General features: G+C 69.5%; 21 protein-coding genes. 14 read left to right on the forward strand and 7 right to left on the reverse strand.

The window, feature by feature from the left end; all coding sequences use genetic code 11:
* Positions 1 to 11: 11 nt before the first annotated feature.
* The 8 genes from FB475_RS28675 to glsA all read left to right on the forward strand — a co-directional run bounded on the left by FB475_RS28675 (position 12) and on the right by glsA (position 10,731).
* Positions 12 to 524, forward strand: coding sequence for a hypothetical protein (locus FB475_RS28675; RefSeq protein WP_141860197.1), 513 nt, complete (start codon positions 12 to 14; stop codon positions 522 to 524).
* Positions 525 to 579: 55 nt separating this feature from the next.
* A complete protein-coding gene (qcrC, locus tag FB475_RS28680; protein ID WP_238332496.1) occupies positions 580 to 1,392 on the forward strand; it encodes a cytochrome bc1 complex diheme cytochrome c subunit in 813 nt (270 codons plus the stop codon).
* Positions 1,393 to 1,569: 177 nt separating this feature from the next.
* Positions 1,570 to 4,134 carry a LuxR C-terminal-related transcriptional regulator gene (locus FB475_RS28685; protein ID WP_141860199.1) on the forward strand — a complete coding sequence of 855 codons (2,565 nt, stop codon included), beginning with the start codon at positions 1,570 to 1,572 and terminating at the stop codon, positions 4,132 to 4,134.
* A gap of 117 nt (positions 4,135 to 4,251) precedes the next feature.
* Positions 4,252 to 4,734 carry a DUF1269 domain-containing protein gene (locus FB475_RS28690; RefSeq protein ID WP_141860201.1) on the forward strand — a complete coding sequence of 161 codons (483 nt, stop codon included), beginning with the start codon at positions 4,252 to 4,254 and terminating at the stop codon, positions 4,732 to 4,734.
* A 15-nt stretch (positions 4,735 to 4,749) separates the two neighbouring features.
* A complete protein-coding gene (locus tag FB475_RS28695) occupies positions 4,750 to 6,249 on the forward strand; it encodes a leucyl aminopeptidase family protein (RefSeq protein WP_141860203.1) in 1,500 nt (499 codons plus the stop codon).
* On the forward strand, positions 6,246 to 7,919 hold the full coding sequence (locus tag FB475_RS28700; RefSeq protein WP_141860205.1) for an AbgT family transporter: 1,674 nt from the start codon (positions 6,246 to 6,248) through the stop codon (positions 7,917 to 7,919). The genes FB475_RS28695 and FB475_RS28700 overlap by 4 nt, the downstream gene beginning before the upstream one ends.
* Before the next feature lie 9 nt (positions 7,920 to 7,928).
* Positions 7,929 to 9,719 (forward strand): SLC13 family permease, encoded by a 1,791-nt coding sequence (locus tag FB475_RS28705; protein WP_141860207.1) that lies wholly within the window; start codon positions 7,929 to 7,931, stop codon positions 9,717 to 9,719.
* Between the two features lies 1 nt (position 9,720).
* A complete protein-coding gene (gene glsA, locus FB475_RS28710; RefSeq protein WP_141860209.1) occupies positions 9,721 to 10,731 on the forward strand; it encodes a glutaminase A in 1,011 nt (336 codons plus the stop codon).
* On the opposite strand, the gene FB475_RS28715 is transcribed toward glsA, so the two are convergent.
* Genes FB475_RS28715 through FB475_RS28725 form a run of 3 tightly spaced genes read right to left on the reverse strand, consistent with a single transcriptional unit; the run spans position 10,696 to position 14,764 of the window.
* The gene (locus tag FB475_RS28715) at positions 10,696 to 11,811 is read right to left on the reverse strand and encodes a S1C family serine protease (protein ID WP_141860211.1); all 1,116 of its coding nucleotides are present in this window, start codon (positions 11,809 to 11,811) and stop codon (positions 10,696 to 10,698) included. The two genes, glsA and FB475_RS28715, sit on opposite strands and share 36 nt — an antisense overlap.
* Positions 11,811 to 13,721, reverse strand: coding sequence for a hypothetical protein (locus tag FB475_RS28720; RefSeq protein ID WP_141860212.1), 1,911 nt, complete (start codon positions 13,719 to 13,721; stop codon positions 11,811 to 11,813). The genes FB475_RS28715 and FB475_RS28720 overlap by 1 nt, the downstream gene beginning before the upstream one ends.
* 5 nt (positions 13,722 to 13,726) lie before the next feature.
* Positions 13,727 to 14,764, reverse strand: a complete 1,038-nt coding sequence (locus FB475_RS28725) for a lysylphosphatidylglycerol synthase domain-containing protein (protein WP_185759486.1) — start codon at positions 14,762 to 14,764, stop codon at positions 13,727 to 13,729.
* Between the two features lie 110 nt (positions 14,765 to 14,874).
* Here FB475_RS28725 and FB475_RS28730 point away from each other — a divergent pair, with 110 nt between their 5' ends.
* From FB475_RS28730 to FB475_RS28750, 5 genes are all read left to right on the forward strand, one after another.
* Positions 14,875 to 15,090, forward strand: a complete 216-nt coding sequence (locus FB475_RS28730) for a hypothetical protein (protein WP_141860216.1) — start codon at positions 14,875 to 14,877, stop codon at positions 15,088 to 15,090.
* 55 nt (positions 15,091 to 15,145) lie between these two features.
* Entirely contained in the window at positions 15,146 to 15,334 is a 189-nt protein-coding gene (locus tag FB475_RS28735; RefSeq protein WP_141860218.1) for a hypothetical protein, read from the forward strand.
* An 84-nt stretch (positions 15,335 to 15,418) separates the two neighbouring features.
* Positions 15,419 to 17,059, forward strand: a complete 1,641-nt coding sequence (locus FB475_RS28740) for a DUF4091 domain-containing protein (protein ID WP_141860220.1) — start codon at positions 15,419 to 15,421, stop codon at positions 17,057 to 17,059.
* Positions 17,060 to 17,124: 65 nt separating this feature from the next.
* Positions 17,125 to 17,889 carry an aquaporin Z gene (gene aqpZ, locus FB475_RS28745; protein WP_238332497.1) on the forward strand — a complete coding sequence of 255 codons (765 nt, stop codon included), beginning with the start codon at positions 17,125 to 17,127 and terminating at the stop codon, positions 17,887 to 17,889.
* 117 nt (positions 17,890 to 18,006) lie between these two features.
* Entirely contained in the window at positions 18,007 to 19,542 is a 1,536-nt protein-coding gene (locus FB475_RS28750) for a CehA/McbA family metallohydrolase (protein WP_202878581.1), read from the forward strand.
* 47 nt (positions 19,543 to 19,589) lie between these two features.
* On the opposite strand, the gene FB475_RS28755 is transcribed toward FB475_RS28750, so the two are convergent.
* Both FB475_RS28755 and FB475_RS28760 read right to left on the reverse strand, forming a co-directional pair.
* On the reverse strand, positions 19,590 to 20,453 hold the full coding sequence (locus FB475_RS28755; protein ID WP_141860224.1) for an alpha/beta fold hydrolase: 864 nt from the start codon (positions 20,451 to 20,453) through the stop codon (positions 19,590 to 19,592).
* Between the two features lie 10 nt (positions 20,454 to 20,463).
* Positions 20,464 to 21,381, reverse strand: a complete 918-nt coding sequence (locus FB475_RS28760) for an NADP-dependent oxidoreductase (RefSeq protein ID WP_238332498.1) — start codon at positions 21,379 to 21,381, stop codon at positions 20,464 to 20,466.
* A 131-nt stretch (positions 21,382 to 21,512) separates the two neighbouring features.
* Here FB475_RS28760 and FB475_RS28765 point away from each other — a divergent pair, with 131 nt between their 5' ends.
* Entirely contained in the window at positions 21,513 to 22,103 is a 591-nt protein-coding gene (locus FB475_RS28765; RefSeq protein ID WP_141860226.1) for an HD domain-containing protein, read from the forward strand.
* A gap of 1 nt (position 22,104) precedes the next feature.
* Here the strand turns inward: FB475_RS28765 and FB475_RS28770 are convergent, their stop codons facing one another.
* Together FB475_RS28770 and FB475_RS28775 are read right to left on the reverse strand one after the other, a co-directional pair.
* A complete protein-coding gene (locus tag FB475_RS28770; RefSeq protein WP_141860228.1) occupies positions 22,105 to 23,223 on the reverse strand; it encodes a glycoside hydrolase 5 family protein in 1,119 nt (372 codons plus the stop codon).
* The gene (locus FB475_RS28775; RefSeq protein ID WP_141860230.1) at positions 23,216 to 24,748 is read right to left on the reverse strand and encodes an FAD-dependent oxidoreductase; all 1,533 of its coding nucleotides are present in this window, start codon (positions 24,746 to 24,748) and stop codon (positions 23,216 to 23,218) included. Before FB475_RS28775 ends, FB475_RS28770 begins: the two co-directional genes overlap by 8 nt.
* Positions 24,749 to 24,805: the final 57 nt, after the last annotated feature.

Genomic DNA, 24,805 nt, shown 5'->3' on the forward strand with positions numbered 1-24,805 from the left:
AGGAGACTGTCATGAATCAAGCCTTGCTGAACTCGTTGACCGATGCCGAGCGCCTGCTGGTGGCCGAGACCGAGCGGGACGCGTTGAAAGGCCTGGACGAGGACGGCCTGCTCGAGCTGCATCAGCGGATCCGGCAGGCCCGGACGAAGTACGTGAAGAACTACCGGCGCGCCGCGACGGCCGCGGTCAGCGAGGCCGGCGGCCGCGGGATGTCGTATCCGCGGAACCAGCGCGACCGCGACAAGGCCGAGCTGTTCGAGTCGGCGCTGGCCACTGTCAGCCGCGAGGTGGCCGCGGCCGCCCGGCGCGCGTCGGCCGAGCTGCGCGCCGAGCGCCTGGAAGCAGCCCGGGCCACGAAGTCCGCAGCGCTGCCGGATGCACGGGCCGATGCGCCGGCCGAAGCAGCAGCGGCCGCGACGGTCGCCAGGCCGCGGGCGGCGAAGAAGACCACCGGTGGGCTGAAGAAGGACGCGTCGACCCGGGCGATGGGCGCCCGGCGTCAGGCCAAGCGCGACGCGCGCTGAACCTCACCCGATTCGGAGGATCTCAGCAGCGTCTCCGGTCCGGTCTGCTGGTGCGGTGCGTCGAGGCAGACTGGCGAAGGCGGTGGTGATCGGCGCGGCCCTCATCACGGTGGGCCTCGCGTACGGCGTGCTGCTGCCCGGCGGCGCGGCCGGTGCGGACGGGCCGCAGTCCGACCAGGTCGAGGCCGGGCGCCGGCTGTTCGCGGTCGGCTGCGCGAGCTGCCACGGTCTGCACGCCGAGGGCGGGACGAACGGCGAAGGCCGGGTCACCGGACCCTCGCTGATCGGGGTCGGGGCGGCAGCGGTCGACTTCCAGGTCAGCACCGGACGCATGCCGGCCACGCAGACCAATGCGCAGGTCCCGCAGAAGCCGCCGGTCTACAACCAGCAGGAGATCGACGCGCTGGCCGCGTACGTGGCGTCGCTCGCTCCAGGTCCCGCGGTGCCGGCGGCCGAGTCGTACGACGTCAGCAAGGCGACGCAGGCCGAGATCGCGCGCGGTGGGGAGTTGTTCCGCACAAACTGCACGGCCTGCCACAACTTCGCGGGCCGCGGCGGGGCGCTGCCGAACGGACGCTATGCACCCTCGTTGATGGGTACGACGCCGCGGAACATCTATCAGGCGATGCTGACCGGTCCGCAGCAGATGCCGGTGTTCTCCGACAGCGTGCTGCTGCCCGAGGACAAGCGGGCGATCATCGCCTACATCGTTGCGCTGCAGCAGCAGAAGGATCCGGGTGGCTTCCCGCTCGGGCGGCTCGGTCCGGTCTCGGAGGGACTGTGGGGCTGGGTGTTCGGCATCGGGCTGCTGGTGGCGGTCGCCGTCTGGATCGGCGCGAAAGTGCCCCGGATCCGCCGCCCGCAGTAGCTCCCGCGCTAGACCACTGCCCAAGTCGGCATGAACCGGCTAGTCTCGAATTTCGGGAAGAACCACGTCCACCCAGGGGAGGGGGGCGCGCGGGTGGCGGGCCGGAGGCTCGATCCGACGCACGAGGCAACCCGGCAGCCGGCGGAGGGGAGGACCCCGCGGCCGCCGCTGACACTCGTGACCCGCGAGCGGTTGCACGACGCTCTGGACCTCGGCGTACAGTCCCCGCTGACCATGGTCGTGGCACCGGCCGGAACCGGGAAGACGGTCCTGCTCTCGGACTGGGTGACCCGCCGACGCCGGTCCGGCCAATCGGTTCTTTGGGTACCAGGGCAGTCGCCCGGCGACCTGCACGAGCACCTCGACCGTGCCACCGGCGGCCAGGCCGAGCCGGATCCGGTCGTGATCGACGATGCCCACCTGCTGCCGCCGGCAGCCGTGGGTGAGCTGTGTCGCGTTCTCCAGGAGTCGCCGCAGTCCGTACGGCTGCTGCTGGCCGCCCGGTACGACCTTCCGATTCCCGTGTCCGAGCTGGAGATCAGAGGGCTGGCCCTGACCCTGCGGTCGCGGGACCTCCGCTTCACCGACGACGAGGCCACGCGTCTCGTCCGGGCGCACGCCGAGCGCGCGACCCCCGACGACATCGCGCTCGTCCAGGAGAAGGCCGCCGGCTGGGCGGCCGCTCTGGTGCTCGCCGCCCGGACCCTGCAGGCGTCCGGCGATGTCGTCTGGCCGCTGGCCAATCAGCGTCCAGTACTGGACCTGCTGCTCGGCGAGACGCTGAACACTCTCGACGAGCGGGTCCGGACAATGCTGCTCCGGACCTTCGGCGCGGTCTCGCTGACCGGGCAGCTGGCCGCCGTACTGAGCGGTGACGCCGACGCCGGTGCGATGCTCGACGATCTCGCCGGCAGCGGCCTGCTGGTCACGGCGTACACCGACGACTCGGCGAACAGCCTGTCGTACCGCTACCACCCCTTGCTCGTCGAGCTGCTCCGCAGACGATTCGCCACCAGCCCCGAAGGCCACCAGCTGATCGTCACCGCGCAGCACCGCGCGGCCCTGTACTACCAGAGCCGCGGAGACACCGCGGCCGCGTTGCGCAGCGCGCTCGAGGCCGACGACGCAGAGCTTGTCGAGCGGCTGCTGCTCGACCACGGCCCTGCCCTCCTCGCAGCGGGCGAATCCGCACTGGTCGAAGCCGCCTTTGACGGGCTGCCGGCCGGATACGTCGAGGAGCACCCGCACCTGTTCGGTGTCCGCGGACTGCTGCGGCGGGTCGCGGGCGACGTGGCTGGTGCCGTCCTGGACGCGGCCGCGGCCGCCGAGAGCGTCACCGAGGCCGCAGCCTCGAGACCGGACAACCAGGTGCCCGCCGCGGACGCCGCACTGCTGAGGCTGTGGGAATCGCGCTACGGCTGGCATGACGTCCATGCGGCGATCGGGCGGGCGCGATCCGTACTGGCACAAGCGCCGGCGGGTGACGGGAGTCCGCGAGCTGTTCTCGGACCGGAGCGACTGGCCTGGCTGTTGATCGAACTGGGTGCCGCGGAGATCTGGGCGGACCAGCAGGACGAGGCACTGGGCCATCTGGACGAAGCGCTCGTCACCGCACGGATGGCGGGCCACGATCAACTGATCGCGGGGGTGCTGGCCCATCGGGCCGTCGTACAGCACGTCCGCGGTCAGGTTCAGAACTCAGCCCAGTCCGCACAGGCCGCGCTGGACGTGGCGGGCGAGGACGGCCTTCCTGAGGAGTACGCCGTACGAGCCCAGGTCGTACTGGGATTCGCCGCGCTCAGCGAGCTCGACCTGGAGGCCGCCTGGCGGTACCACGAGGGGTCCGCCGAAGCCGAGGCCGCCGGATCCGACACCGTGGTCGCCGGGCTGCGTGCAGTACTGCGTACCGTGCTGCTGGTCGAGCAAGGCCGACTCAGCGAGGCGCTCACCGAGCTCACCAGCGACCCGGTGGCAGCGGGACCACTGCCGTCGTACCTGTCGCGCGATCTCACGCTGCTGCGGTCCTGGGTGGCCGTCCTGCTCGGCGACCAACAGTCGCTCGATCACCAGGTATCGGTCCTCGAGCGCAGCGGCCAGGCGGCCGAGGCCGAGCTCGTCCGGGCGATGACCGCGGTGATGCACGGCGACGCCGGAGCCGCGCTGAAGCTGATCGAGGCCGGCCTGGACCAGCCGGACGCGTATCCGCCGCTGGCTTCGGCCGCGGCGTCGTTCCGGACCATCCTGCTGGGCCGGACCGGCGACGACTCGGCTGCTGACGCCGCACTGGTCGACACGCTGAACCGGGTCACGCCGCAGCGGATGCTGGCCGTACTCACGACGGCCGGCGGCGAACCCGCGTTCCTCGACCAGTTGCGCAGACACGTTGCCGGCCCGAATCCACATCCGTTCGCGGGTGTGGTGCTGGAGAAGTTGTCCGGCTACCGGTCCGGCTGGATCGAGGCCGGCGGGATGACGCCGCTGTCGCGGACCCGGTCGGACCCGCATCGCCCGCCGGCCCGGCGGATGGACGCGGTGGTGAACCGGGCCCGGATCCGGCTGACCGCCCGTGAGGCGGAGGTGCTCGAGCAGCTGGCGCTGGGCAACTCGTACGCCGAGATCGCGCAGGCACTGTTCATCACCGAGAACACGGTGAAGACGCACCTGATCTCTCTGTATCGCAAGCTCGGCGTGGAGAAACGGTCCGCCGCTTTGCGCACCGCGCGCAACGTCGGCCTGCTGTAGTCGGCGCTGTCAACGTGGATCACCCGAATTGGAGGAGGCCCAGGACGGGCTCCGTTGATGGGATGAGCCGTCCGGCGCGGTGACACCGACGCGCCCCGAGGAGCCGAGGAGTTCGAGATGACCCATCTGGTGGTGCTCGGTCTGAACAGCCGCGAAGACGCCGAGCGTGTCATCCAGCTGACCGAGGACCTGGCCAAGCAGCAGCTGCTGCAACGCGACGACGCGGCGTACGCGTACAAGGACGACAAGGGCAAGGTCCGCATCCAGCAGACCATCAACCTGACCGCCGCCGGAGCCACCAGCGGAGCGCTGTGGGGCACGCTGATCGGGCTCATTTTCCTGAACCCGATCGCCGGTCTCGCCGTCGGCGCCGCGTCCGGAGCGGTGGCCGGGAAGCTGACCGACGTAGGGATCAACGACGACCTGATCAAGCAGGTCGGCCAGGAGCTGCAGGAAGGTCATGCCGCGGTGTTCCTGCTCGCCCGCTCCGCGACCGTGGACCGGGTGGTCGACGCGCTCAAGCCGTTCAGCCCGACGATCATCCAGACCAACCTGACCAAGGAACGCGAGGAAGAGCTGGTCCAGGCCCTGCAGAGCTGACCCGGAGGAGGTTCGGTGAACACGGTGCTACCCGACTTCGACCCGATTCCGTCGAGCAGGCAGCGGATCCAGGTCCAGGTCACCACCCTCAAGCAGGCGGTCGACGAGGCGGACGCCCTCGCCGTACCGGTTGCCGCTGGCAACGAGCCGCCGGAGGAGCTGGGCGTGGACCTGGCCGGACTGAAGTCGGCCGGGTTCGCCGGGGACCGCGGTCGGACGCTGGTCCTGCCGCGCGCGGACGGGCCGGTCCGGGTCGCGGTCGGGATCGGTTCCGGCGACGTCGATGTCGCGCTGGTCCGGGACCTGGCCGCGGAGTTCGCGCGCGCGGTCCCGTGGCACCGCAAGCTCGCGATCGAGGTGGCCGACTTCGGCGTACCGGTCGCCGACTTCGCGCAGGCCGTCACCGAAGGCGTCCTGCTGGCCCGCTGGCGGTACTTCGTCGGCCGCGACGCCGACCGGCCGACGCTCGAATCCCTGCACATCGTGGCCTCCGACCAGGACACTGCAGAGGCCGGGGCCGGTGCTGAACGCGGGCGGATCGTCGCGGCGGCCTGCAGCCTCGGCCGCGACCTGGCCAACTGTCCCGCGACCACATTGTCCGCCGCCCGGATGGCCGACGTCGCCGTCGAGGTCGGTACGGCGGCCGGCCTCGAGGTGGAGATATTCGGCAAGGACGAGCTGATCGCGCTGGGCTGCGGTGGTCTCCTCGGGGTCAACCGGGGCAGTGTCGAGCCGCCGCGGATGATCCGGCTGCGCTACGTTCCCGACGAGCCGACCGGGCGGATCGCCCTGGTCGGCAAGGGCGTCATGTACGACTCCGGTGGCATCAGCTTGAAGCCGAGCGACGAGTCGCACGCGCAGATGAAGAACGACATGACCGGCGCCGCGGCCGTACTCAGCTCGATGACAGCGCTGCGGGATCTCGGCTGCCGGACGGCCGTGACCGGCTACCTGATGTGTACCGACAACATGCCGTCCGGGTCCGCGATGAAGCTCGGCGACGTGCTGACGATCCACAACGGCACCACGGTCGAGGTGCTGAACACCGACGCCGAGGGGCGGCTGGTGATGGCCGACGCGCTGGCCATGGCGACCGAGGAGCCGGTCGACGCGATCGTCGACATCGCCACGCTGACCGGCGCGTGCCTGCGCACGTTCGGGACCGAGATCGCCGGGGTGATGGGCAACGATCCGCGGGTCGTCGAGCAGCTGCGGCAGGCCGGCGACGTGGTGGACGAGCCGGTGTGGGAGCTGCCGCTGATCCGCTCGTACCGTTCCCAGCTCGACTCGGCGATCGCCGACCTGACCAACATGGGCGGCATGAACGCCGGGTCGATCACCGCGGCGCTGTTCCTCGAGGAGTTCGTCGACGGCCGGCCCTGGGCGCATGTCGACATCGCCGGTACGGCGCAACTCCCGGCGCCGCGGACCTGGCGGAACAAGGGCGCGACCGGCTTCGGCACCAAGCTGCTGATCGAGTTCGCGCTCCGGTTCGCCCGGCCGGGAACGTCATGAACGCCAAGGCGGTGCCCGAGAAGCCCGGGACGGTGAAGAAGGGCGGGATGCAGCGCGTCCTGGACGGGATCGAGCGGGTCGGCAACAAGGTCCCGCATCCGGCGCTGATCTTCCTGGCGCTGATCGTGATCGTCATCGTGCTGTCCCAGATCCTGTCCTGGGCGGGGACGAGCGTGACCACCGAGGTCGCCGAACCGGCCACTGTGCAGGTCGCACCCGATTACGAGGGCGGCACGAGTGTCGCCGGCAGCGACGCACCACCTACGCCGGCGATCCCGGACTACACGATCAAGCACGAGACGATCACCGCCGAGAGCCTGCTCACCGGCAAGGGCATCCGGTTCATCTTCACCACGGCCGTGCAGAACTTCAACGACTTCGGCGTGGTCGCGGTGATCCTGGTCGCGATGATCGGCGTCGGGGTGGCCGAGGAGGCCGGGCTGATCGCGGCCCTGATCCGGAAGATGGTGAAGGTCGCGCCCAAGGGGGCGATCACGTTCATCATCGTGCTGCTCGGCGGCATCTCGAGTGTGGCCTCGGACGCGGGCTACCTGGTCCTGATCCCACTCGGCGCGGCCGCGTTCGCCTCGCTCGGACGGCATCCGCTGGCCGGCATCGCGGCCGCGTACGCCGGGGTCAGCGCCGCGTTCTTCGTGAACATCCTGATCACGCCGGCCGACGGCATCATCACCGAGGTCACCAACGAGACGATCGGCCTGGTCGCTCCGGACGTCCATCTGAACGTCACGCACAACTTCTACTTCAGCATCGCGGCCACGCTGTTCTGTGCGTTGGTGATGACAGTGATCACCGAACGCCTGATCGAGCCGCGGCTCGGCAGGTACGACCCGGCCGAGGCGCCGGACGACGCGCCGGCCGACCACCAGCCGGACGCGGAGGAGCTGGCGCTGGAGTCCCGCGGGCTGCGGTGGTCGGTCTACTACCTGCTGATCGCGGTCGCGATCGTGTCGGCGCTGACGTTGATCCCGAAGGCCCCGCTGCGCAACCCCGACACCGGCGAGATCTTCGGGTCGTCGCCGTTCATGAGCAGCCTGCTGTTCATCATCTCGATGCTGTTCCTGGCCGCGGGTCTCGGGTACGGCCGCGGCTCGAAGTCGCTGACCGGCAGTACGAACGTGATCAACGCGATCGTGAAGACGTTCAACGGGCTCGGCGGACTGATCTTCCTGATGCTGCTGATCGCCCAGTTCATTGCCTACTTCAACTACACGAACATGTCCACACTGGCGGCGACCGGCCTGGCCGATCTGCTCGAACGCGCCGACATCGGGGCGCTGCCGCTGCTGATCGGCTTCATCCTGCTGGTCTTCGTGATCGACCTGATCATGCCGGGCGTGATCCCGAAGTGGGCGATCCTGGCACCGATCTTCGTCCCGCTGTTCTACCGGCTCGGCATCGCGCCGCAGACCGTGGTCGCGGCGTACCGGGTCGGCGACGGTCCGGCGAACGTGATCACGCCGCTGATGGTGTACCTGCCGTTCATCGTGCTGGTCTGCCAGCGCTACCGGAAGAAGGCCGGGATGGGCACGGTGGTCTCGATGATGCTGCCGTACACCGGGATCGTGCTGGTCGCCTGGACGCTGTTCTACGTCGCGTGGTACCTGATCGGGATCCCGTGGGGTCCGTCCGCTCCGGTGCACCTCCACTAGGCCGGCACCATGGACGACGGCACCCTGAGCCTGATCATCCTCGGGCTGGCCGTCGTGCTGTTCGTCTGGAACCGGCTGCCCGTCGATGTCGTCGCCGTACTGGTCGCCCTGGCCCTGTGGGCGACCGGCGTACTGGGGTTCACCGAAGTACTGGCGGGCTTCGGCGACCCAGTGGTGATCTTCATCGCGACGTTGTTCGTGGTGAGCGAGGGCGTCGACTCCACCGGCGTGACCGCGTGGGCCGGCCAGAAGATCGTCACGTACGCCGGAACCACCCGGAGCCGCCTGCTCATCGCCGTCACGGCGCTGTGCGCGGTGCTGTCGGCCCTGATCACGTTGAACGGAGCGGTCGCCGCACTGCTTCCGCTGGTGGTCATGCTCGCGCTCCGGATCGGCCAGCCACCGTCACGGATGCTGATGCCGCTGACGTTCGCGGGCAGCGCCGGTTCGCTGCTGATGCTGACCGGGACGCCGGTGAACATCATCGTCTCGGAGACCGCGCGCGACGCGGGTGCGGGCTACTTCTCGTTCTTCTCGTTCGCCGTGGTCGGCGTACCGCTCGTCGTCGGGACGATCGCGATCTCGGTGCTGCTCGGCCCGAAACTGCTGCCGGCCACCCGGCCGGCGCATCCGGCCGCCGACCTCGCCGTCCACGCGCACACGCTCGACCAGCACTACGACTTGCGCGACGGCTTCTACCGGCTACGAGTACGCGAACTCTCGCCACTGCTCGGCCTCGGCGCGAGCGAGGTCGACCTCACGCCGTACCCGGGGGTGGTGATCGTCGGCGTCCAGGACGGGCAGGGCCGCAACCGGACGGACACGGCCATCGGCGTCGGCGACGTGCTGGTGGTGACCGGACCGCGAGAGCAGGTCAGCAGTCTGACCACGGACTCGCTGCTCGCGGTCAGCATGCTGCCGGTCGACGACCTGCTGACCCGCGACTCCGGCGTGGTCGAGGCCGTCGTCCCGCCGCGGTCGGCGCTCGTCGGGGAGACTGTGTTCCCGGGGATGCATCGAGGCCGCGACCTGGTGATCATCGCGGTCCAGCGGATGGGCAAGGACCGGGGCAGCCGGCCCACCGAGCTCGCCGAGGGCGACGCGATTCTCGTGCACGGCCCGTGGACGGTCCTCGACGAGCTCAGCCGGGACCGGGACATTCTGCTGGTGGATTCACCGGAGCTCGTCCGGCGGCAGGCGGTGCCTTGGGGGCCGAAGGCGTCGATCGCGGTCGCCGTCCTCGCGGCGATGGTCGTCCTGCTCGCCACTGGCGCGGTTCCGCCGGCGATGGCCGGTCTGCTGGCAGCGACGGCGATGGTGCTCACCAAGGTGGTCGGTCCGCGGCAGGCGTACCGCGCGATCTCGTGGCAGATCGTCGTACTGATCGGGTCGCTGATCCCGTTGTCGGGCGCGATCCGGTCCAGCGGTGGTGCCGACCGGATCGCCGACCTGATCGTCGACGCGGTCGGCCCGGGACGCCCGTACTTGTTGCTGTTGGCACTCTTCCTGCTGACCGCGGCGCTCGGGCAGATGGTCAGCAACACCGCGACGGTCCTGATCATCGCGCCGATCGCGGTGGCCGCCGCCCAGGGTACCGGGACCGCCGTCAAGCCGGTGCTGATGCTGATCGCGGTCGCCGGCGCGGCCTCGCTGCTGACCCCGATCTCGACGCCCGCGAACATGATGATCATGAGCCCGGCCGGCTACCGGTTCGGCGACTACTGGAAGCTGGGCGTGGTCGTGCTGGGATGGTGGTTGCTGGTGGCACTCGTCGTCGTACCGCTGGTCTGGCCGTTCTGACATGTCCAGGTACGTTTCGACAGGAGGGCTGCCCGCGGCTCCGGTGGTCGCGGGGCTGGTGCGGACGGCGTATGAGCGCTTCCGTGACGTCGGCGACGGCGAGGTGTCGGACGTGTATCCGGCCTTGTCCGCGGCCGATCCGGACTGCTTCGGGATCTGTGTCGCGGCGACCGATGGGCGGCTGTTCGAGGCTGGCGATGCGCGCCGCGCGTTCACGATCATGAGCGTCGCCAAGCCGTTCGTCTTCGCGCTGATCTGTCAGGCGGTCGGGGTCGGGAACGTCCGGGAACTGGTCGGGGTCAACGCGACCGGGCTGCCGTTCAACTCGGTGCAGGCGGTCGAACAGTCACCGGCCGGGCGGACGAATCCGATGGTGAACCCGGGCGCGATCGCGACCACGAGCCTGACCCCGGGTGACTCGCTCGCGGAGCGCTGGCAGTTCATCGCGTACGGACTGTCCCGTTTCGCGGGGCGTGAGCTTGAGCTCGATCAGGCTGTGCTTGGGTCGGCGATGGCCACCAATCATCGCAATCGTGCGCTTGCGGCGCTGTTGAAGAGTCTGGGCGGTCTCGACGGTGATCCCGCGGACGCGACAGAGTTGTACACCAGGCAGAGTTGTCTGAGCGTCGCGGCGACGGATCTTGCGGTGATGGGCGCGACGCTCGCGGACGGCGGGGTCTGCCCGTTGACGCAGGAACGGGTGATCGACGCGGATGTCGCCCGGGTGACGCTGGTGGTGATGGCGATCGCCGGGTTGTACGAGACCTCGGGCGACTGGCTGCTCGATGTCGGCGTACCGGGCAAGAGCGGGATCGGCGGCGGCATCGTGACCGTGTCGCCGGGCAAGGGCGCGCTGGGGACGTTCGCGCCGCGACTGGATCGGGCCGGCAACAGCGTCCGGGGCCAATTGGTGGCGGAGTTCCTGGCGCGGGAGCTCGGTCTCGATCTGCTTGCCTCGCAGCCGGTCCCACCCGCCTCAGGGCGCGGCCAGGGTGAGCGTGGTGGTGTTTGAGGCGCCTGCGCGCTCGTAGGTCAATTCGATGGTGTCACCAACCTTTCGGGTCAAGGTGGCGACGACGATCTGTTCGCTGCTGACCGCCGCGGCGCCGTCGATCTTCGTGATGATGTCGCCTGTCTGCAGCCCTGCCTTGGTCGCCGGGCCGGTCGCGGCGAGGACGAACAGCCCGGCCGTCGAGCCGGACGCCTTCGCGAGCGCGGGTGGGATCTCCTGCACCTGCAGCCCGGTCGCGGGGTGGCCGGGCTTCCCGGTCTTGATCAGCTGGTCGGCGATCGGATTCGCGAGATCGATCGGGATCGCGAAACCCAGGCCGACACTGCCGCCGCCGCTGACGCCGGCCGCGTTCGGTACGGTTGCGATCGCCGCGTTGACTCCGACGAGTTTCCCGGCGCAGTCGACCAGGGCGCCGCCGCTGTTGCCGGGGTTGATCGCGGCGTCGGTCTGGATCGCGCCGACCAGGTGGTGGGTGACGGTATCGCCCGGGACGGGTACGTACCGGTCGAGCGCGCTGATGATGCCCGACGTCACCGTGCTCGCGAGCCCGAGCGGAGCGCCGAGTGCGACAACCGGCTGGCCGACCTTGAGCTGCGCGGAGGAGCCCAACCCGATCACGGACCGGCCCTTCGCCTCGTCGGAGGCCTTCAGCACCGCGAGGTCGGTGCTCGGATCACGGCCGACGATGGTCGCGGCGGAGGTGTGACCATCGCTGTACCGGACCGCGACCGTGCCGCCGCCGGCGGCCGGTGAGACCACGTGGTCGTTGGTGAGGATGTACCCGCCGTCGCGGAACACCTGGCCCGAACCGGTACCGGCCTGGTTGCCGCGGCTCGCGGAGATCGTGACGATCGAGGGCAGCACCTGTTCGGCGACCGGGATCGCCGGGCACATCGCCGTACCCGGATCGGCCTGACCGGTCGCGGACGAGGCGTTGGCCGTGCCGCCGTTGTGGCGGATGCTGACCACGATCAGCGCGATCACGAGCGCGGCGACGATCACGCCCTCCGCGATCGCGAGGATCAGAAGCCGGGCCGGGCGGACAGCAGGCGGGGGCTGGTGCAGATCGGCCTCGGACATCACGACCTCCGGTTCTGAGAGTAGGCGGGTTCGGGAGCGGGCAGCTCGCCTGATCCGGGCGACTCCGCCGCGGCGCGGTCGAAGTACAGGTAGACGACAGCGGCGGCGATCAGCGGCGCGGCGAGCGCGAACAGCAGTGACACGATCACGTTGATCAACGTGGGCGACCAGTCCGTCGCGAGCAGCAGGACGATGCCGGTGATCGGTCCGACCGCCAGACCCAGTCCGACGACGATCGCGAGCGGCCCGGCGGTTCGCCACCATCGCCGCTTCACCAGCAGCCGGCTGCGGCGGAGCGCCGTACTCGCGGAGGACCGTTCGGCCATCACCGCCGGTACGGCGAAGGCGCGGCTGACCGCGTAGTAGAGCGCCAGCGGGATCGTCGCGACGAAGATCGTCAGTACGGCGATGACGACGACGTATCGCACCGCCGCGGCGGCCAGCGGCCGGGCGTGCGTCCGTACGTCGTGGACGACGAACGCAGTCGTCACCGGGACGTGGCGGTCCAGCCGGTCGAGCGTCGACGTGACGGCGGCCAGGAGGAGTACGTACGTTGCGACGGTGATCGCTGTGATCGCGAGGGCGAGGAGCGTGGCCCAGAAGCCGGTCGCGTTCTCGGTCGGGGCGGCCAGGTCGGTCGGCGAGTCGTGCCGAGCGGCCTGGAGTTCGGCCAGTCCGAGCGTTGCCAGGCCGAGGACCACGAAGGCCGCGGCGAATACTCCGAACAGGCGCGGTCTCTGCGCGAACAGTCGAAGCGCGGCAACGACCGTCTGTCCCCACGCGCGCCGCCTCCGGGCGGGCAGCGGCGCGGCATCGCTCCAGCGCGTCCGGCTGGCGGCGAACCAGACCAGTACGACCACCGCCGCGAGGATCAGCCCGAGCAACCAGAGCCGGTCGAGGGTCTCGCGGAACAGGTTCGACCCGGTGCGGACCGCCGTACAGAAGACGCCCGTACCGCTCGGTCCGAGCAGTCGTCCGGCCGGCACCGTCGTACTGTCGTCGCGCCAGGTCGCCTCGGCGTCCTGCACCGGCCGGGTCCAGGAGGCCTTCATGTTCGGGCCGGTGGGTCCGTCGAAGAACGACGCCTGCCGCTCGCCCCATCGGCCTTCGAACCCCAGCCACGGGAACTGCGTCAGGTAATCCGCCCGGGCCATCGGCACGTAGGCGACCTGCGGACGCAGTTCGGTCGCGGGTCTCGTCGTGTCGTCGCAGCCGAGACCTTCCGAGCCACGGCCCAGGTACAGGCGCTGACCGTACTTGTTCGCATGTGACCCGGCGGCCGGATAGACGACCGGGTGCGTACCGTCGACGATCTCGAGCTTGATGTCGCCCCAGCGCGCTCGTTCGGCCCCACCGTGCTGGCTGTACCCGATCGCGATCGGGTTGGTGGCGAGCGCGGCCGTCGGCGTCGGCGCGTCGAAGACGAGTTGGACGGACTCCCAGTCGCCTTCGTGGGTGTTGTTGTAGTCGTTGAAGACGTAGAAGAACCAGTACTCCAAGGACAGCTGGTCCGGGTACGCCGGATCCTCGGCCACGTGGGCGTACACGGTCGCCGGATGCTTGCTGTTGATCCGCGCGGACCATTCGGCGTAGTCGCAGCCGGGACGCAGGGGATCGCCAGGGAAGTCCAGGAAGTGGCCCGGGTACCCGAGCTCGAAGTCGGTGCCTTCCGGTTGGATCTTGACCAGGTCGGGCGGTCGCCACGGGCCGCGGAGCGCGACCTGCTGGTCACCGAGTACGGCCTGGACGTCGGTGGGTTGGAACTGCTCGCCGTCGGCGCAGTTCGGGCCGGCCTTCTGCAGCCTGACGACGGGGGAGTAGCGGTCGGCCAGGGCGTGTGCCGCGGTGTTGTCGGGTGGAGCTGGACCACTGAGTACGGCGGTGGCCAGCGCGAACGCCAGTACGATCATGGAGGTCACCCGTTCCAGGTGAGCCGCCGCCAGATCAGGACCGCGAGGAGCCCTACGACGACCGGCAGCAGCTGGACGGCGACCCGCCAGACGAGCAGCCCGGCGACCAGGTCTGTCGCCTCGACGTGACTGTGGTCGGAGACGAACGCCGCGAAGGTGGCGTCCATGACGCCTGCGCCCATCAGCGGCAGCCCGGTCAGCGGATAGATCACCATGAAGCTGCAGAACATGACGAGCACGGTCGGGCTGTCCAGGTGCACTCCTACGAAGCCCACGCACAGTACGAGCACGCCAGCCTCTACGGCGATCAGGAGCAGTTGGCTGAGTACTGCGAGCAGCCCGCGCTGATGCATCCGCTCCGCGCTGTGCGACTGGAACGAGACGAGTCGTTCGGCCCAGACGGCAGGACCGGGACTGCTCCGTCGTACCCACTGGATGAGCCGGCCGAGCAGTCTGCCGATGATTGCCGCCGTACGCTCGGCCCGTAAGGCGTACAGGAGACCGCCGAGCAGTACGACGCCACCGGCACCGAAGACCAGGGCCGACCACGCGAACGGAGCGTAGAAGTCCCGCGCGGCCCAGAAGATGAGGAAGCCCAGTACCGGTGCAGCCAGCCGCGCGACGTAGAACAGGGTCGTGCTGAGCGCCAGTCCCGACGCGGCGTCGGTGGTGTCGATGCCCCACGAACGCAGCATGGCAAGCCGCAGCACGACGTCACCGGGCGACGGAGCGACGGTGGCGACGGCCGCGGCGGCGACGTCGCTGATCATCGCCTTCAGGTAGTCGAGACCGGCGATCAGCAGCGCGAGTGGGGTCGCGAGGATCGCCCGGCGGAAGACGACAGCGACGAGCAGTACGGCGATCTGCCAGCCGCTGAGGTGGGTGAGCGCGTGGCCGACCTCGCCCCAGTCCACACCCCGCACCAGCCGCAGGAGGAGCCAGGCTACGACAGCGACGAGGACGAGCCGGGTCACCGCCTTCGGGATCCGCCGGGCAGCCGGCTGGGTCGGTGTCGCCGGCTGGGGCGAGGAGGACTCGGCCACAGCATCCAGCCTGCGGACCGCGCGCGCGGCCACCATCCCCCGATCCGGGGGAGCCGAGTTGCGCACGGCCGGAGAAGAGTCGTCCCGAGGGGCCGTGAAAGGGGCGTCCCATGGGGCATTACGTCATCCGCGTCAAGGGCACGCTGTCACGCGACCTGACCGACACCTTCCCGACCCTGACCGCAGACCCCGAGCCTCCACAAACCGTCCTGCACGGCTACCTCGACGACCAGGCAGCCCTAGCCGGCATCCTCAACCACCTCGACATGCTCGGCATCAACATCATCGAGGTCCTCCAAATCCCCCCACCGACGAACGGTCACTGAGCCCCCGGAGGCCTCCTGGCGTACGTTCGTGTACGGAACCTACTGAGGGGGAGATATGGCGGTCCATACGAAGGCGGAGTTGCTCGCGGTTATTCGGCGGGCGTATGGGCCGGATGTTGCCGACGCGGTGGCCGGGGAGTTGCCGGATCAGCTTGATCCCGAGCGTGATGCGGACGCGGAGGTGTTGGCGCGGCTCGGGATTACCAGGGAGCGGTTGGCGAACGCGTTGGGTGGGGAGCTCTGAGCGGCGCGCTGGTTGTGCATTGCTGCGCGTATCTGCATGATTGGGTCCAGGATTACGCAGCCTAGGCCTGGAGGAGTGGTCCGCTTGACCGCCACATGGGAGTTCGTGCTCTGCGATGCGTTGGTGAAGGTGCACCCGGTCCGGGATCCGCGGCAGGTGTCGGCGGAGACGAGGTTCCAGGCGTTCCTGGGCGAGCCGGCGTCGTTCCAGCTGGCGTACCGGCCGCCGCTCGATCCGGGCTTCCGTGATCCCACGCCACTGGACGTGCGCGTCGAGGGGGACGCGGCCGACCTGGTCACGGTGTCGAGCGTCGACCTCGTGCCGTGTACGTTCGTCGCTCTGCCCGGACACGACGACGGCTACGAGTTCGACGAGCCCGGCCTGTATCCCGACATACTGCGTCCCGTTCCGGACGGCAAGGCCCGCGTACTGTTCGGCAGCTGGAGCGCGCTGTGGTTCGACGTACGGACGAACGACCCCGCGCGCGCCGGCGTCCACGACATCACCGTCGTGCTGAGTGCCCCGGACGGCTCCGAGCTGCACCGGGTCTCGGTCAGCGTCGAGGTCACCGGGATCGAGCTGCCGCCGCTCGACATCGTGTCGAGTCACTGGATGCACCTCGACGCACTCGCGGACCACTACGGCATCGAGGTGTTCAGTGAGCGGCACTGGACGCTGATCGAGCGGTTCATGGAGTCCGCGGTCGAGATGGGCGCGACCTCGCTGCTCGCCCCGGTCTGGACGCCGCCGCTCGACACCGCGGTCGGCACGTACCGGACCGTTGTACAGCTGATCGACGTCAGCAAGACACAGGACGGGTACGAGTTCGGCTTCGAGAAGCTGCGCCGGTGGCTCGAGGTCTGCCGCCGTACCGGGATCCGCGGCGTCGAGGTCGCGCATCTGTTCACCCAGTGGGGTGCGCGGGCCACGCCGGGCATCGTCGTCGACGGCGAGCGCGCGTTCGGCTGGGACGTCGAGGCAACAGACCCGCGGTACCGGGCCTTGATGGAGGCCCTGCTTCCGGCGCTGCAGGCGGTGCTCGACGAGGAGTGGGACCGCGAGTACGTCGTCTTCCACATCTCCGATGAGCCGTCAGGTGAGGACGGGCTGGCCAGCTACCTGGCCGCGAAGGCGGTCGTCGCCGATCTCCTCAAGGGCTGGACGGTCGTCGACGCACTCAGCGAGCACTCGTTCTACACCTCCGGTGCCGTACCGGTGCCGATCGTCGCGACCGATCACGTCGAACCGTTCCTCGCGCAGCGTCCGGAGAGGCTGTTCGTCTACTACTGCGTCAGCCAGGACCGCGACGTCGCCAACCGGTTCGTCGGGATGCCGTCGGCGCGGAACCGGGCGATCGGCCATCAACTGTTCGCGTCCGGCGTGGACGGCTTCCTGCACTGGGGCTTCAACTTCTGGTACACCTGGCACGCCCTGCGCCGGATCGACCCGTTCGCGGACACCTCGGCCGGCGGCGCGTTCCCGTCCGGTGACCCATTCGCCGTCTACCCAGGTCCGGACGGTACGCCGTGGCCGTCGATCCGGCACCGGGTCTTCGCCCAGGCGATGTGGGACCACCGCGCGTTGCAGGCGATCCGCGTTGCCCAGGGCAACGACGCCGCGCTGGACATCGTCGACCCGAACCGGACCCTGCGTTTCGACCGGCCGATCCTCGACCCGGCGCACTACTACGCCTCCCGCGAGCGGATGGTTGCCGCACTCAAATAACTCGATGTCACGACATAATGCCTTACTGTGATATCCAGTGCTCCAATTCACTGGAGGAGGCAGTCGTGGATTCACCGAATGCTGCTGCTCGGATCGGTGCGGAGTTTCTCGGGACGTTCTGGCTCGTTTTTGCCGGCTGTGGTGCCGCAGTGCTGGCCGGTGTCGTGCTCACCCCGGACAAGGTTCCGGTCGGAATCGGTTATCTCGGGGTCGCGCTGGCTTTCGGGCTGACCGTGCTGACCATGGCCTTCGCCGTCGGTCACGTTTCCGGCGGGCATTTCAATCCGGCGGTCACCGTCGGCCTCGCGGTGGCCAGGCGGATCGAGTGGCGCTGGGTGCCGACGTACATCGTCACCCAGGTCGTTGCCGCCAGCGTGGCCGGCGCGATCCTGCTGGCCATTGCCAATGGCAAGGATGGGTTCAGCGCGGTCGACAGCGGCTTCGCCACGAACGGGTACGGCGACCGCTCGCCGGGCGGGTACTCGCTGCTCGCCTGCGCGCTCGTCGAGATCGTGCTGACCGCGTTCTTTCTGTACGTGATCCTCGGTGCGACCGACGACCGGGCGCCGAAGGGGTTCGCGCCGATCGCGATCGGCCTCTCGCTGACGCTGATCCACCTGGTCGGCATCCCGGTCACCAACACCTCGGTGAACCCGGCCCGCTCGCTCGGCGTCGCCTGGTTCGCCGGCGGCTCCGCGCTCGGCCAGGTCTGGCTGTTCATCGTCGCGCCGCTGGTCGGCGCCGCGATCGCCGGTGTCAGTTACGCGGCGATCACCGGGGCGCGGGGCGCCGAGGCCGAGATCGACGAGGGCGTCGCGAACAATCCGTAGTACCGCCGGCGCGCTCCGCACCCGCGCTCCGACCTGCACAGGGTGCGGAGCGCGGGTTCGATCGGTGGCCACTTGGGTGTTGCCTGGTGTACGTCGATGGGTGTTTGTTTTTTACCTATGACAGACGTTGCCATGAATGCCATCACCCGGAGGGGCCTGCTGACCGCGGCCGGGGCCGGGACGATCGTCGCGCTGGCGCCGATCAGCTTCGCCGCCGCCGCGACCGGTACCGCCACCCAGGTGGTCGAGGGACACATCGCACCAGGGCCGACGGACTTCTTGTACCTGCCGGTCAACGTACCCCGGGGTGTGCAGCAGATCTCGGTCTCCTACAACTATTCCAAGCCCACCGTCCCGTCCGGTACGCCGGGCAACTCGTGCGACATCGGCATCTTCGACGCGCGCGGTTTCGACTTCGACGGGTCCGGCTTCCGCGGCTGGTCCGGTGGATTCCGTACGTCGTTCAGCATCAGCCGGACCGAGGCCACGCCCGGCTACCTGCCCGGTGACGTGATGCCCGGCACCTGGCACGTCGTACTCGGGCCGTACCAGGTCGCGCCACAGGGGATGGACTACCACGTCGAGGTCACCCTCACGTACGGCGATCCCGGTCCGCGCTACGTACCGTCGTACCCGCCGACCAAGGCGAAGGGCCGCGGGCGGGCCTGGTACCGCGGCGACTGCCACCTGCACACGGTGTACTCCGACGGGCGCAACCTGCCCGCCGATGTCGCCGCGGCTGCCCGCGCGGCCGGCCTGGACTTCATCGTGTCGACCGACCACAACACCAGCGCGTCGCACGGCGCCTGGGGCCCGCTGGCCGGCGACGACCTGTTGATCGTGACCGGCGAGGAGATCACGACGCGGAACGGTCACTGGCTCGCGCTCGGCACCAAGCCGGGGGAGTGGATCGACTGGCGGTTCCGGGCCCGCGACGGCGTGTTCGACCGGATCCAGAAGCAGGTGCACCGGGCCGGCGGACTGTGCGTGTCGGCGCACCTGTACTGCCCGTGGATCGGCGCCGAGTGGAAGTTCGGGTTCGAGGGGCTCGACGCGACGGAGGTGTGGACCGGTCCGTGGGGCTGGGACGACGACGCGGCCGTGTCCACCTGGGCCAACCTGTTGAGCGCCGCCGTACGGGAGAACAAGCCGTGGCTGCCCGCGATGGGCAACAGCGACGCGCACAACCCGACCAACGTGATCGGCCTGCCGCAGAACGTCGTGCTCGCCGACGACCTGAGCCGGGATGCCGTGCTGGCTGGTATCCGCGCCGGCCGGAGCTGGATCGCGGAGTCGTCGAAGGTCGATCTGGAGTTCACCGCGACCTCGGCGCTCGGCCGGAAGGCCGGTATCGGTGAGCGGCTGAAGGCGGGTGCCACCGAGCAGGTGACGGTCAGCGTCCGGGTCGGCGGCGTACCATACGGTACGGTACGGATCCTGACCGACGAGGGGCAGATGTTGCAGGGCAGCCTTGACGCGAGTGGGGCCGGTGCCGTCACTTGGCTGACCACGCCGCAGGCGGCGGCGTTCGTGCGGGCGGAGGTCCGGCACCCGCTCGCGGACGGGAGCGCTGGGCACACGTCGATGGATCCGGGGCTCACGTTCGGCGCGATGGCGGCGATGACCAACCCGATCTTCCTGGGCCACGGCTGAGCCAGGCCGGGCTCAGACCCGGTTCACGCCCCGGTTCACGCCCGGTTTCACGCCCCGGCGAGCTCGGCCACGATCGCGTCGATGTTCTTCATCAGCGAGACGTGGCCCTCGCCGGGGACCAGGTGTGTGGTCGCGCCGGCGACATGCTCGCCGAGCCACCGGCCGTGGTCGCGGGGAACCATCCGGTCCTGATCGCCCTGCCAGATCGAGACCGGTACCCGAATACTCGCCAGGTCGATATCCCAGTCGGAGATGAACGCGAGGTCGTCGTCGCGCCAGCCGTCGTACCCGTGCGACACCGATGCCCGGCACGACTCCGCCAGGTAGTCGGCCAGCCCGTCCCGCAGAGCCTGCTGGTCGACCGCCGACAGCAGGTCGCCGAACGCGGCGATGACGTCGGCGGCCTGCACGTTCTTCAGTTCGGCGCCCATCTCGGCGAGGAACTTGTCGAGGGCCTCGACGCTGGTCGCGGCCGAGCCGAACTCGGCGACGTTCTCCGCACCCATCCCGGCCAGCCAGTCCAGCCCTTCGGCGTGGTACGGCGCGACGCCCGCGACGACCGCCGCGGCCCGGCATCGCTCGGGCAGCAATGCCGCGCAGGCGAGGGCGTGCGGTCCACCACCCGACCAGCCGATCGTCACGAAGTCGTCGGCGTTGATTGCGTCGAGCAACAGGCTGACGTCATCCGCCACGTCCGCAACGGTCCGGCCGGCCTGCGGCGTGCTCGTCCGGTACCCGGGCCGGCTGTGCGTGACGAACCGCAGCCCGTACCGCGCGGCCGCCTCCGCGAGTGGATCGAGCACCATGCCGACACCGGGCGTCCCGTGATGCAGCACCAGCGGCATACCACCCGCAGGCCCCGCTACGACATACTCCAGAACCCGCCCACCACCAACCTCGAGTGTCTCCACACTGCAGAGATTAGACCACCTTGATGACAGAGCGGCCGCGTTCGGTGAAGGCCTTGACTGCTTCCTCGAGTGGGCGAACGTCGGTGACGAGCGGGACCAGGCGACCCTCGCGGAGGCGGGTTGCCAACTGGGTCAGCTGGGCGCGGTCGGGCTCGACGACGAAGAAGATCGCCCGGCCATCACGCGGCTGGACCGTCGGTGGCTCGGCGACGGTGACGAGGGTGCCACCGGGGCGCAGCAGCTGGGTGGAGCGGTTCAGGATGTCGCCGCCGATGACGTCGAACACCACGTCGACCTCGCCGGCGTCCTCGAGCCGCTCGTTCTCCAGGTCGAGGAACTCGTGGGCGCCGAGGCTGCCGGCCTGGTCCCGGGCGGACTTCCGGCCGGTGGCGATGACATGGGCTCCGGCTTCGCGGGCCAGTTGGATGCCGACCGAGCCGACGGAGCCACCCGCGCCGTGGACGAGGACGGTCTGGCCGGCCTGCAGCCGACCGTGATCGAACAACGCCTGCCACGCGGTCAGGCCCGGCATCACGATGGCGGCCGCGGTCACATGATCGACATCGACGTGCAGCGGAGCGAGGTTGCGGGCCTCGACCGCGGTGTACTCGGCGAGCGTCCCGTTCCGTCCCCAGTCGGTCAGCCCGAACACCCGCTGGCCGATGGTGAGACCGGTGGTGCCGTGCCCGAGTTCGACGACCACACCCGACAACTCGTGGCCGAGCACGCTCGGCGTCCGGTCCCGCCCGGCCCGATCGGTCCACGTGGACGGCCAGTCCGGCTCGCCTTTGAGGAAGCCGGCGGCGTGCACCTGCACGACCACGTCGTTCTCGGCGGGTTGGGGTTTCGGAAGCTCGGTCAGCGACAGTCCGTCGAGGGCTGAGTCCCGGTCCTTCGTTGCGACGGCGCGCATGAGTGTGGTTTCCATACCTCGACGGTAAGCCTGCCTGCCCCCAATCGTGCGGGCCAATTCCGGACCGGCTTCATGGGCCGATTGGCCCGCGCTCAGACTGCTGGATTGGACCAGCCACATGGGTCTTTTCGCCGTACTGTCGAAGTGTGACCAGTTTCGAGATTCCTGACACTCCGGCATCGACGGCAGCGCTGGAGGTGGCGACCGAATACCTGTCGCCCGCCTTGCTCAGCCATTCCCAGCGCGTCTACTGGTGGGCCGTCGGGTACGCCGAACGCGACGGCCTCGGCTACGACGCCGAGCTGCTGTTCGTCGCGGCGATGTTCCACGACGTCGCGCTGATGCCCGAGTTCGACAGCCACACGGTCGCGTTCGGGAAGGCGGGAGGCCATGTCGCCCGCGTCTTCGGCGCCGGTGCCGGGTGGTCCCGTGAGCGCAGAGACCGCCTGAGCGAGGCCATCGTTCAGCACATGTGGCCCACCGTGGACCCGGCCACTGACCCTGAGGGACACCTGCTGTCGCGTGCCGCCGCGTTGGACATCGTCGGCAAGGACCCCGACGGACTCAGCCCGTCGCTGCGTACCGACGTACTCCGGACCTTCCCGCGGCTCGGACTCGATGCCGAGTTCCTTGCTTGCTTCCAGGCTCAGGCCGAGCGCAAGCCGGCCAGTTCGGCCGCGAACGCCATCCGCACCGGGCTCGCCGACCGGATCGGGGCCGCGGTCCACGCCCACTGAATCAGCGGGTGATCCGTGGGGGACGGTCGGTCCAGGCTGCCGCCCACAGCTCGGCGAAGGCCAGGTCCGGAATGGTGCCAGGAGCCAGCCGCACTGTCTCGCTAGCGGCCTGAGCCCGGGGCGCTTCACGAAGGTCGGCGATGACGTCGGCGAAGCGTTGACCTGCGGGTTTGACCAAGTTGTCGACGTCGAGGAGTCCGAGCCCGTACTCCAGCGGCGCGAAGCCCCCGTACTCCGGCCGGATGTCGTGGGACGCCCACCAGGTGACCGCGCTGACGCCGGGCACCGCGAGACAGTGGCGCAGGAGCCGCTCGGTCGCGTGCTCGACGCTGACGTCGGTGACCCACTCGGGCGCGACCCCGATCTCCTGGATCCAGATGGGCCTCGGCGTCGTTTGATGTGCGGCGGCGACCTGGGCGAGGTACGCGCCGATCGACCAGGCCAGGTCGTTCTGCTCGCCGAAACGGTCGAGGAATCCGCTGAAGTACGGCCAGGCGTGCACGGTCGTGATGTCGGGCTCGTTGGCCAGGAGCGCGGGAGTGAAACCGGTATGCGTAGTGGTCCACGGCTGATGGTCCGCACCGAGGACGACCGGCAGACCGGGTGCGACGTTGTGCGCGGCAACAATCAGGGTCCGCGCCCAGTTGTCCAGGTCCGCGGTGGTCACCTCGGAGGGCTCGAAACCGACGAGCATGTTGGGCTCGTTGCCCAGGTCGATGCCGGCGCCCGCCGGATGACTCACGACCAGCTCGGCGACCGCGCCGATCAACGTCGTCGCGGCGGACAACGCCGACGCATCCGTGAAGAGGTTCGCCTTCGGGATCCACGGCGGCCGGAACACCCAGCCGGACAGGAAGCCGTTGAGCACAGTCACCCACACGTCAAGACCGACGTCGTGGGCTCGGTCGAGCAGCACGGTCAGCCGGTCCATCGCGGTGGCCGACACGGTCGTCGGGGTCGGCTGGAAGACAGGCCACAGGCACTGGATCCGAACGTGATCACACCCGAGCGCAGCGATCGCCGCCAGGTCTTCCGCGATGGACTGCTCGTCGAAGTCCAGCCACGCGTTCCACCACTGTTGCCGGGGCACGTAGTTGACGCCGAAGGCAGGATCAGGCATGAGCGGTTGCCTCCGGCTTCCATGCGATGACCTGACCCCGCTCGACCAGCCGGTTCTGCAGCGCGCGAACGTCGACGTCCTGTACGTCGGTCCGCGCCCGGAGCGCTTGTACCGCAGCGACCGCCGCGGACTCCGCGAGTACGCAGAACACCGGCTCCATCCGCGTCGCGGCGTACCCGATGTGCGTCGCGGACAGGCAGACCGGGACGAGCAGGTTGCCGCAATCCGCGTTCTTCGGCGTGATCGCCCGATAGGGGACCGGGTACGGCCGTCCGGTGCCGAGGTGACCGCCGATGAACATGTCACCTTCGGTCGCCACGCCGAGCTGCCCGGTGGCGGCGTCGCGATGCGGGATCCGGCGCACCGGATAGACGTCGACCCCGAAGAGCGCGAGTCCGACGCTGTCGTCGGGGTCGCTCTCGTTGGCCACATCGGCCTGGGTGACGGTGTACCGGCCGTCGATCCGGCGAGCCACCCGGACGTACAGCTGCGGCGGCCAGCCGTCGGTCTCCGGGAACACGCTGGCATCCATCCCGTAGGCCGCAACCTCGGCGCGGAACTCGGCCGGTACGGCGGAGTCGGTCGACAGGAAGTGGTGCAGCCCGCGCAGGTAGTCGATGTGCTGACGCCAGACCCGCGAGCGCGTGTCCCAGTCGCCGTCCTGGTACGCACGGCTCACACCGAGTGGGGCGTTCGTGATGAGCGAGGCGCGCTGGTAGTTGTACTCGCCGGAGTTGATCCACCCGGGGAAGATCCCGCGCAACGCCTCGAGGTCCGTGCCGAGATGCGCGACGTACCGCCGTACCAGCTCGTAGTCGGCCGGGGAGTAGCCGTCCGGCGGGGTGATCTCCCGGCGCGCGGCCGGCTCCTTCGTGATGTAGAAGCGGAAGTTGTACGCCTGCGCGTAGTCGTCCGCCGCGCCGAGTGGGCGGCCGTGATCCGGGTCGAGCAGCGGGAGCAGGCTGCCGTCGCGGTACGGGTCGATCGGCGTCCAGTTCGTGACCGGTTGCACCCCGGCGTACTCCTCCCCGAACTCCTCCCGCGATTCGCGTCCGGTGCGGTACGGCACGCCTGCCAGCGCCATCAGGTCACCCTCGTACGACGCATCGATGAAAATGGACGCCTGGACGTCGATGTCCGGCGCTGACTCGATCGCCGGCAGCGGCACGCCCCACCCGTCGGGTGTCGAGGTCTCCAGCTGGATCGCGGTGATGCGATTGCCGTCCCGCGTGACGGACCGGACCCGGCGTTCGCGGTACACCTCGATGCCCGCCTCGGCGATCCAGTCCCGGAAGGCACGCTGTACGTCGTACGGATGGTCGCCGAAGCCGAAGACGGCGTCCCTCGTCAGACCGCCGACGGCGGCCGGGATCGGGCAGTCCTGCCGCGGTTTGATGCCCGCACCGAGCATCCCGCCGAGCCACCGGCCCGGCTCGATCAGGACGACGGACGCACCTTCCTGATGGGCGGTGATCGCCGCGACGCAGCCCGCGGCGGTACCGCCGTACACACAGACATCGACCATGGCATGCACTCTGCAGCCTCGACACCTCCAATGACATAGCTGTTCTGAGCATCTCCA

This window comes from Kribbella jejuensis (assembly GCF_006715085.1).
In the GTDB taxonomy this organism is placed as follows: Bacteria; Actinomycetota; Actinomycetes; order Propionibacteriales; family Kribbellaceae; genus Kribbella; species Kribbella jejuensis.

What these genes read in the sequence shown, in the direction of transcription:
- FB475_RS28675 (WP_141860197.1), top strand. Translation starts at nt 12, where the DNA reads ATGAATCAAGCCTTGCTGAACTCGTTGACCGATGCCGAGCGCCTGCTG.
- FB475_RS28690 (WP_141860201.1), top strand. Translation starts at nt 4,252, where the DNA reads ATGACCCATCTGGTGGTGCTCGGTCTGAACAGCCGCGAAGACGCCGAG.
- FB475_RS28700 (WP_141860205.1), top strand. Translation starts at nt 6,246, where the DNA reads ATGAACGCCAAGGCGGTGCCCGAGAAGCCCGGGACGGTGAAGAAGGGC.
- FB475_RS28705 (WP_141860207.1), top strand. Translation starts at nt 7,929, where the DNA reads ATGGACGACGGCACCCTGAGCCTGATCATCCTCGGGCTGGCCGTCGTG.
- glsA (WP_141860209.1), top strand. Translation starts at nt 9,721, where the DNA reads ATGTCCAGGTACGTTTCGACAGGAGGGCTGCCCGCGGCTCCGGTGGTC.
- FB475_RS28715 (WP_141860211.1), bottom strand. Translation starts at nt 11,811, where the DNA reads ATGTCCGAGGCCGATCTGCACCAGCCCCCGCCTGCTGTCCGCCCGGCC.
- FB475_RS28720 (WP_141860212.1), bottom strand. Translation starts at nt 13,721, where the DNA reads ATGATCGTACTGGCGTTCGCGCTGGCCACCGCCGTACTCAGTGGTCCA.
- FB475_RS28730 (WP_141860216.1), top strand. Translation starts at nt 14,875, where the DNA reads ATGGGGCATTACGTCATCCGCGTCAAGGGCACGCTGTCACGCGACCTG.
- FB475_RS28735 (WP_141860218.1), top strand. Translation starts at nt 15,146, where the DNA reads ATGGCGGTCCATACGAAGGCGGAGTTGCTCGCGGTTATTCGGCGGGCG.
- FB475_RS28750 (WP_202878581.1), top strand. Translation starts at nt 18,007, where the DNA reads ATGACAGACGTTGCCATGAATGCCATCACCCGGAGGGGCCTGCTGACC.
- FB475_RS28760 (WP_238332498.1), bottom strand. Translation starts at nt 21,381, where the DNA reads ATGGAAACCACACTCATGCGCGCCGTCGCAACGAAGGACCGGGACTCA.
- FB475_RS28770 (WP_141860228.1), bottom strand. Translation starts at nt 23,223, where the DNA reads ATGCCTGATCCTGCCTTCGGCGTCAACTACGTGCCCCGGCAACAGTGG.
- FB475_RS28775 (WP_141860230.1), bottom strand. Translation starts at nt 24,748, where the DNA reads ATGGTCGATGTCTGTGTGTACGGCGGTACCGCCGCGGGCTGCGTCGCG.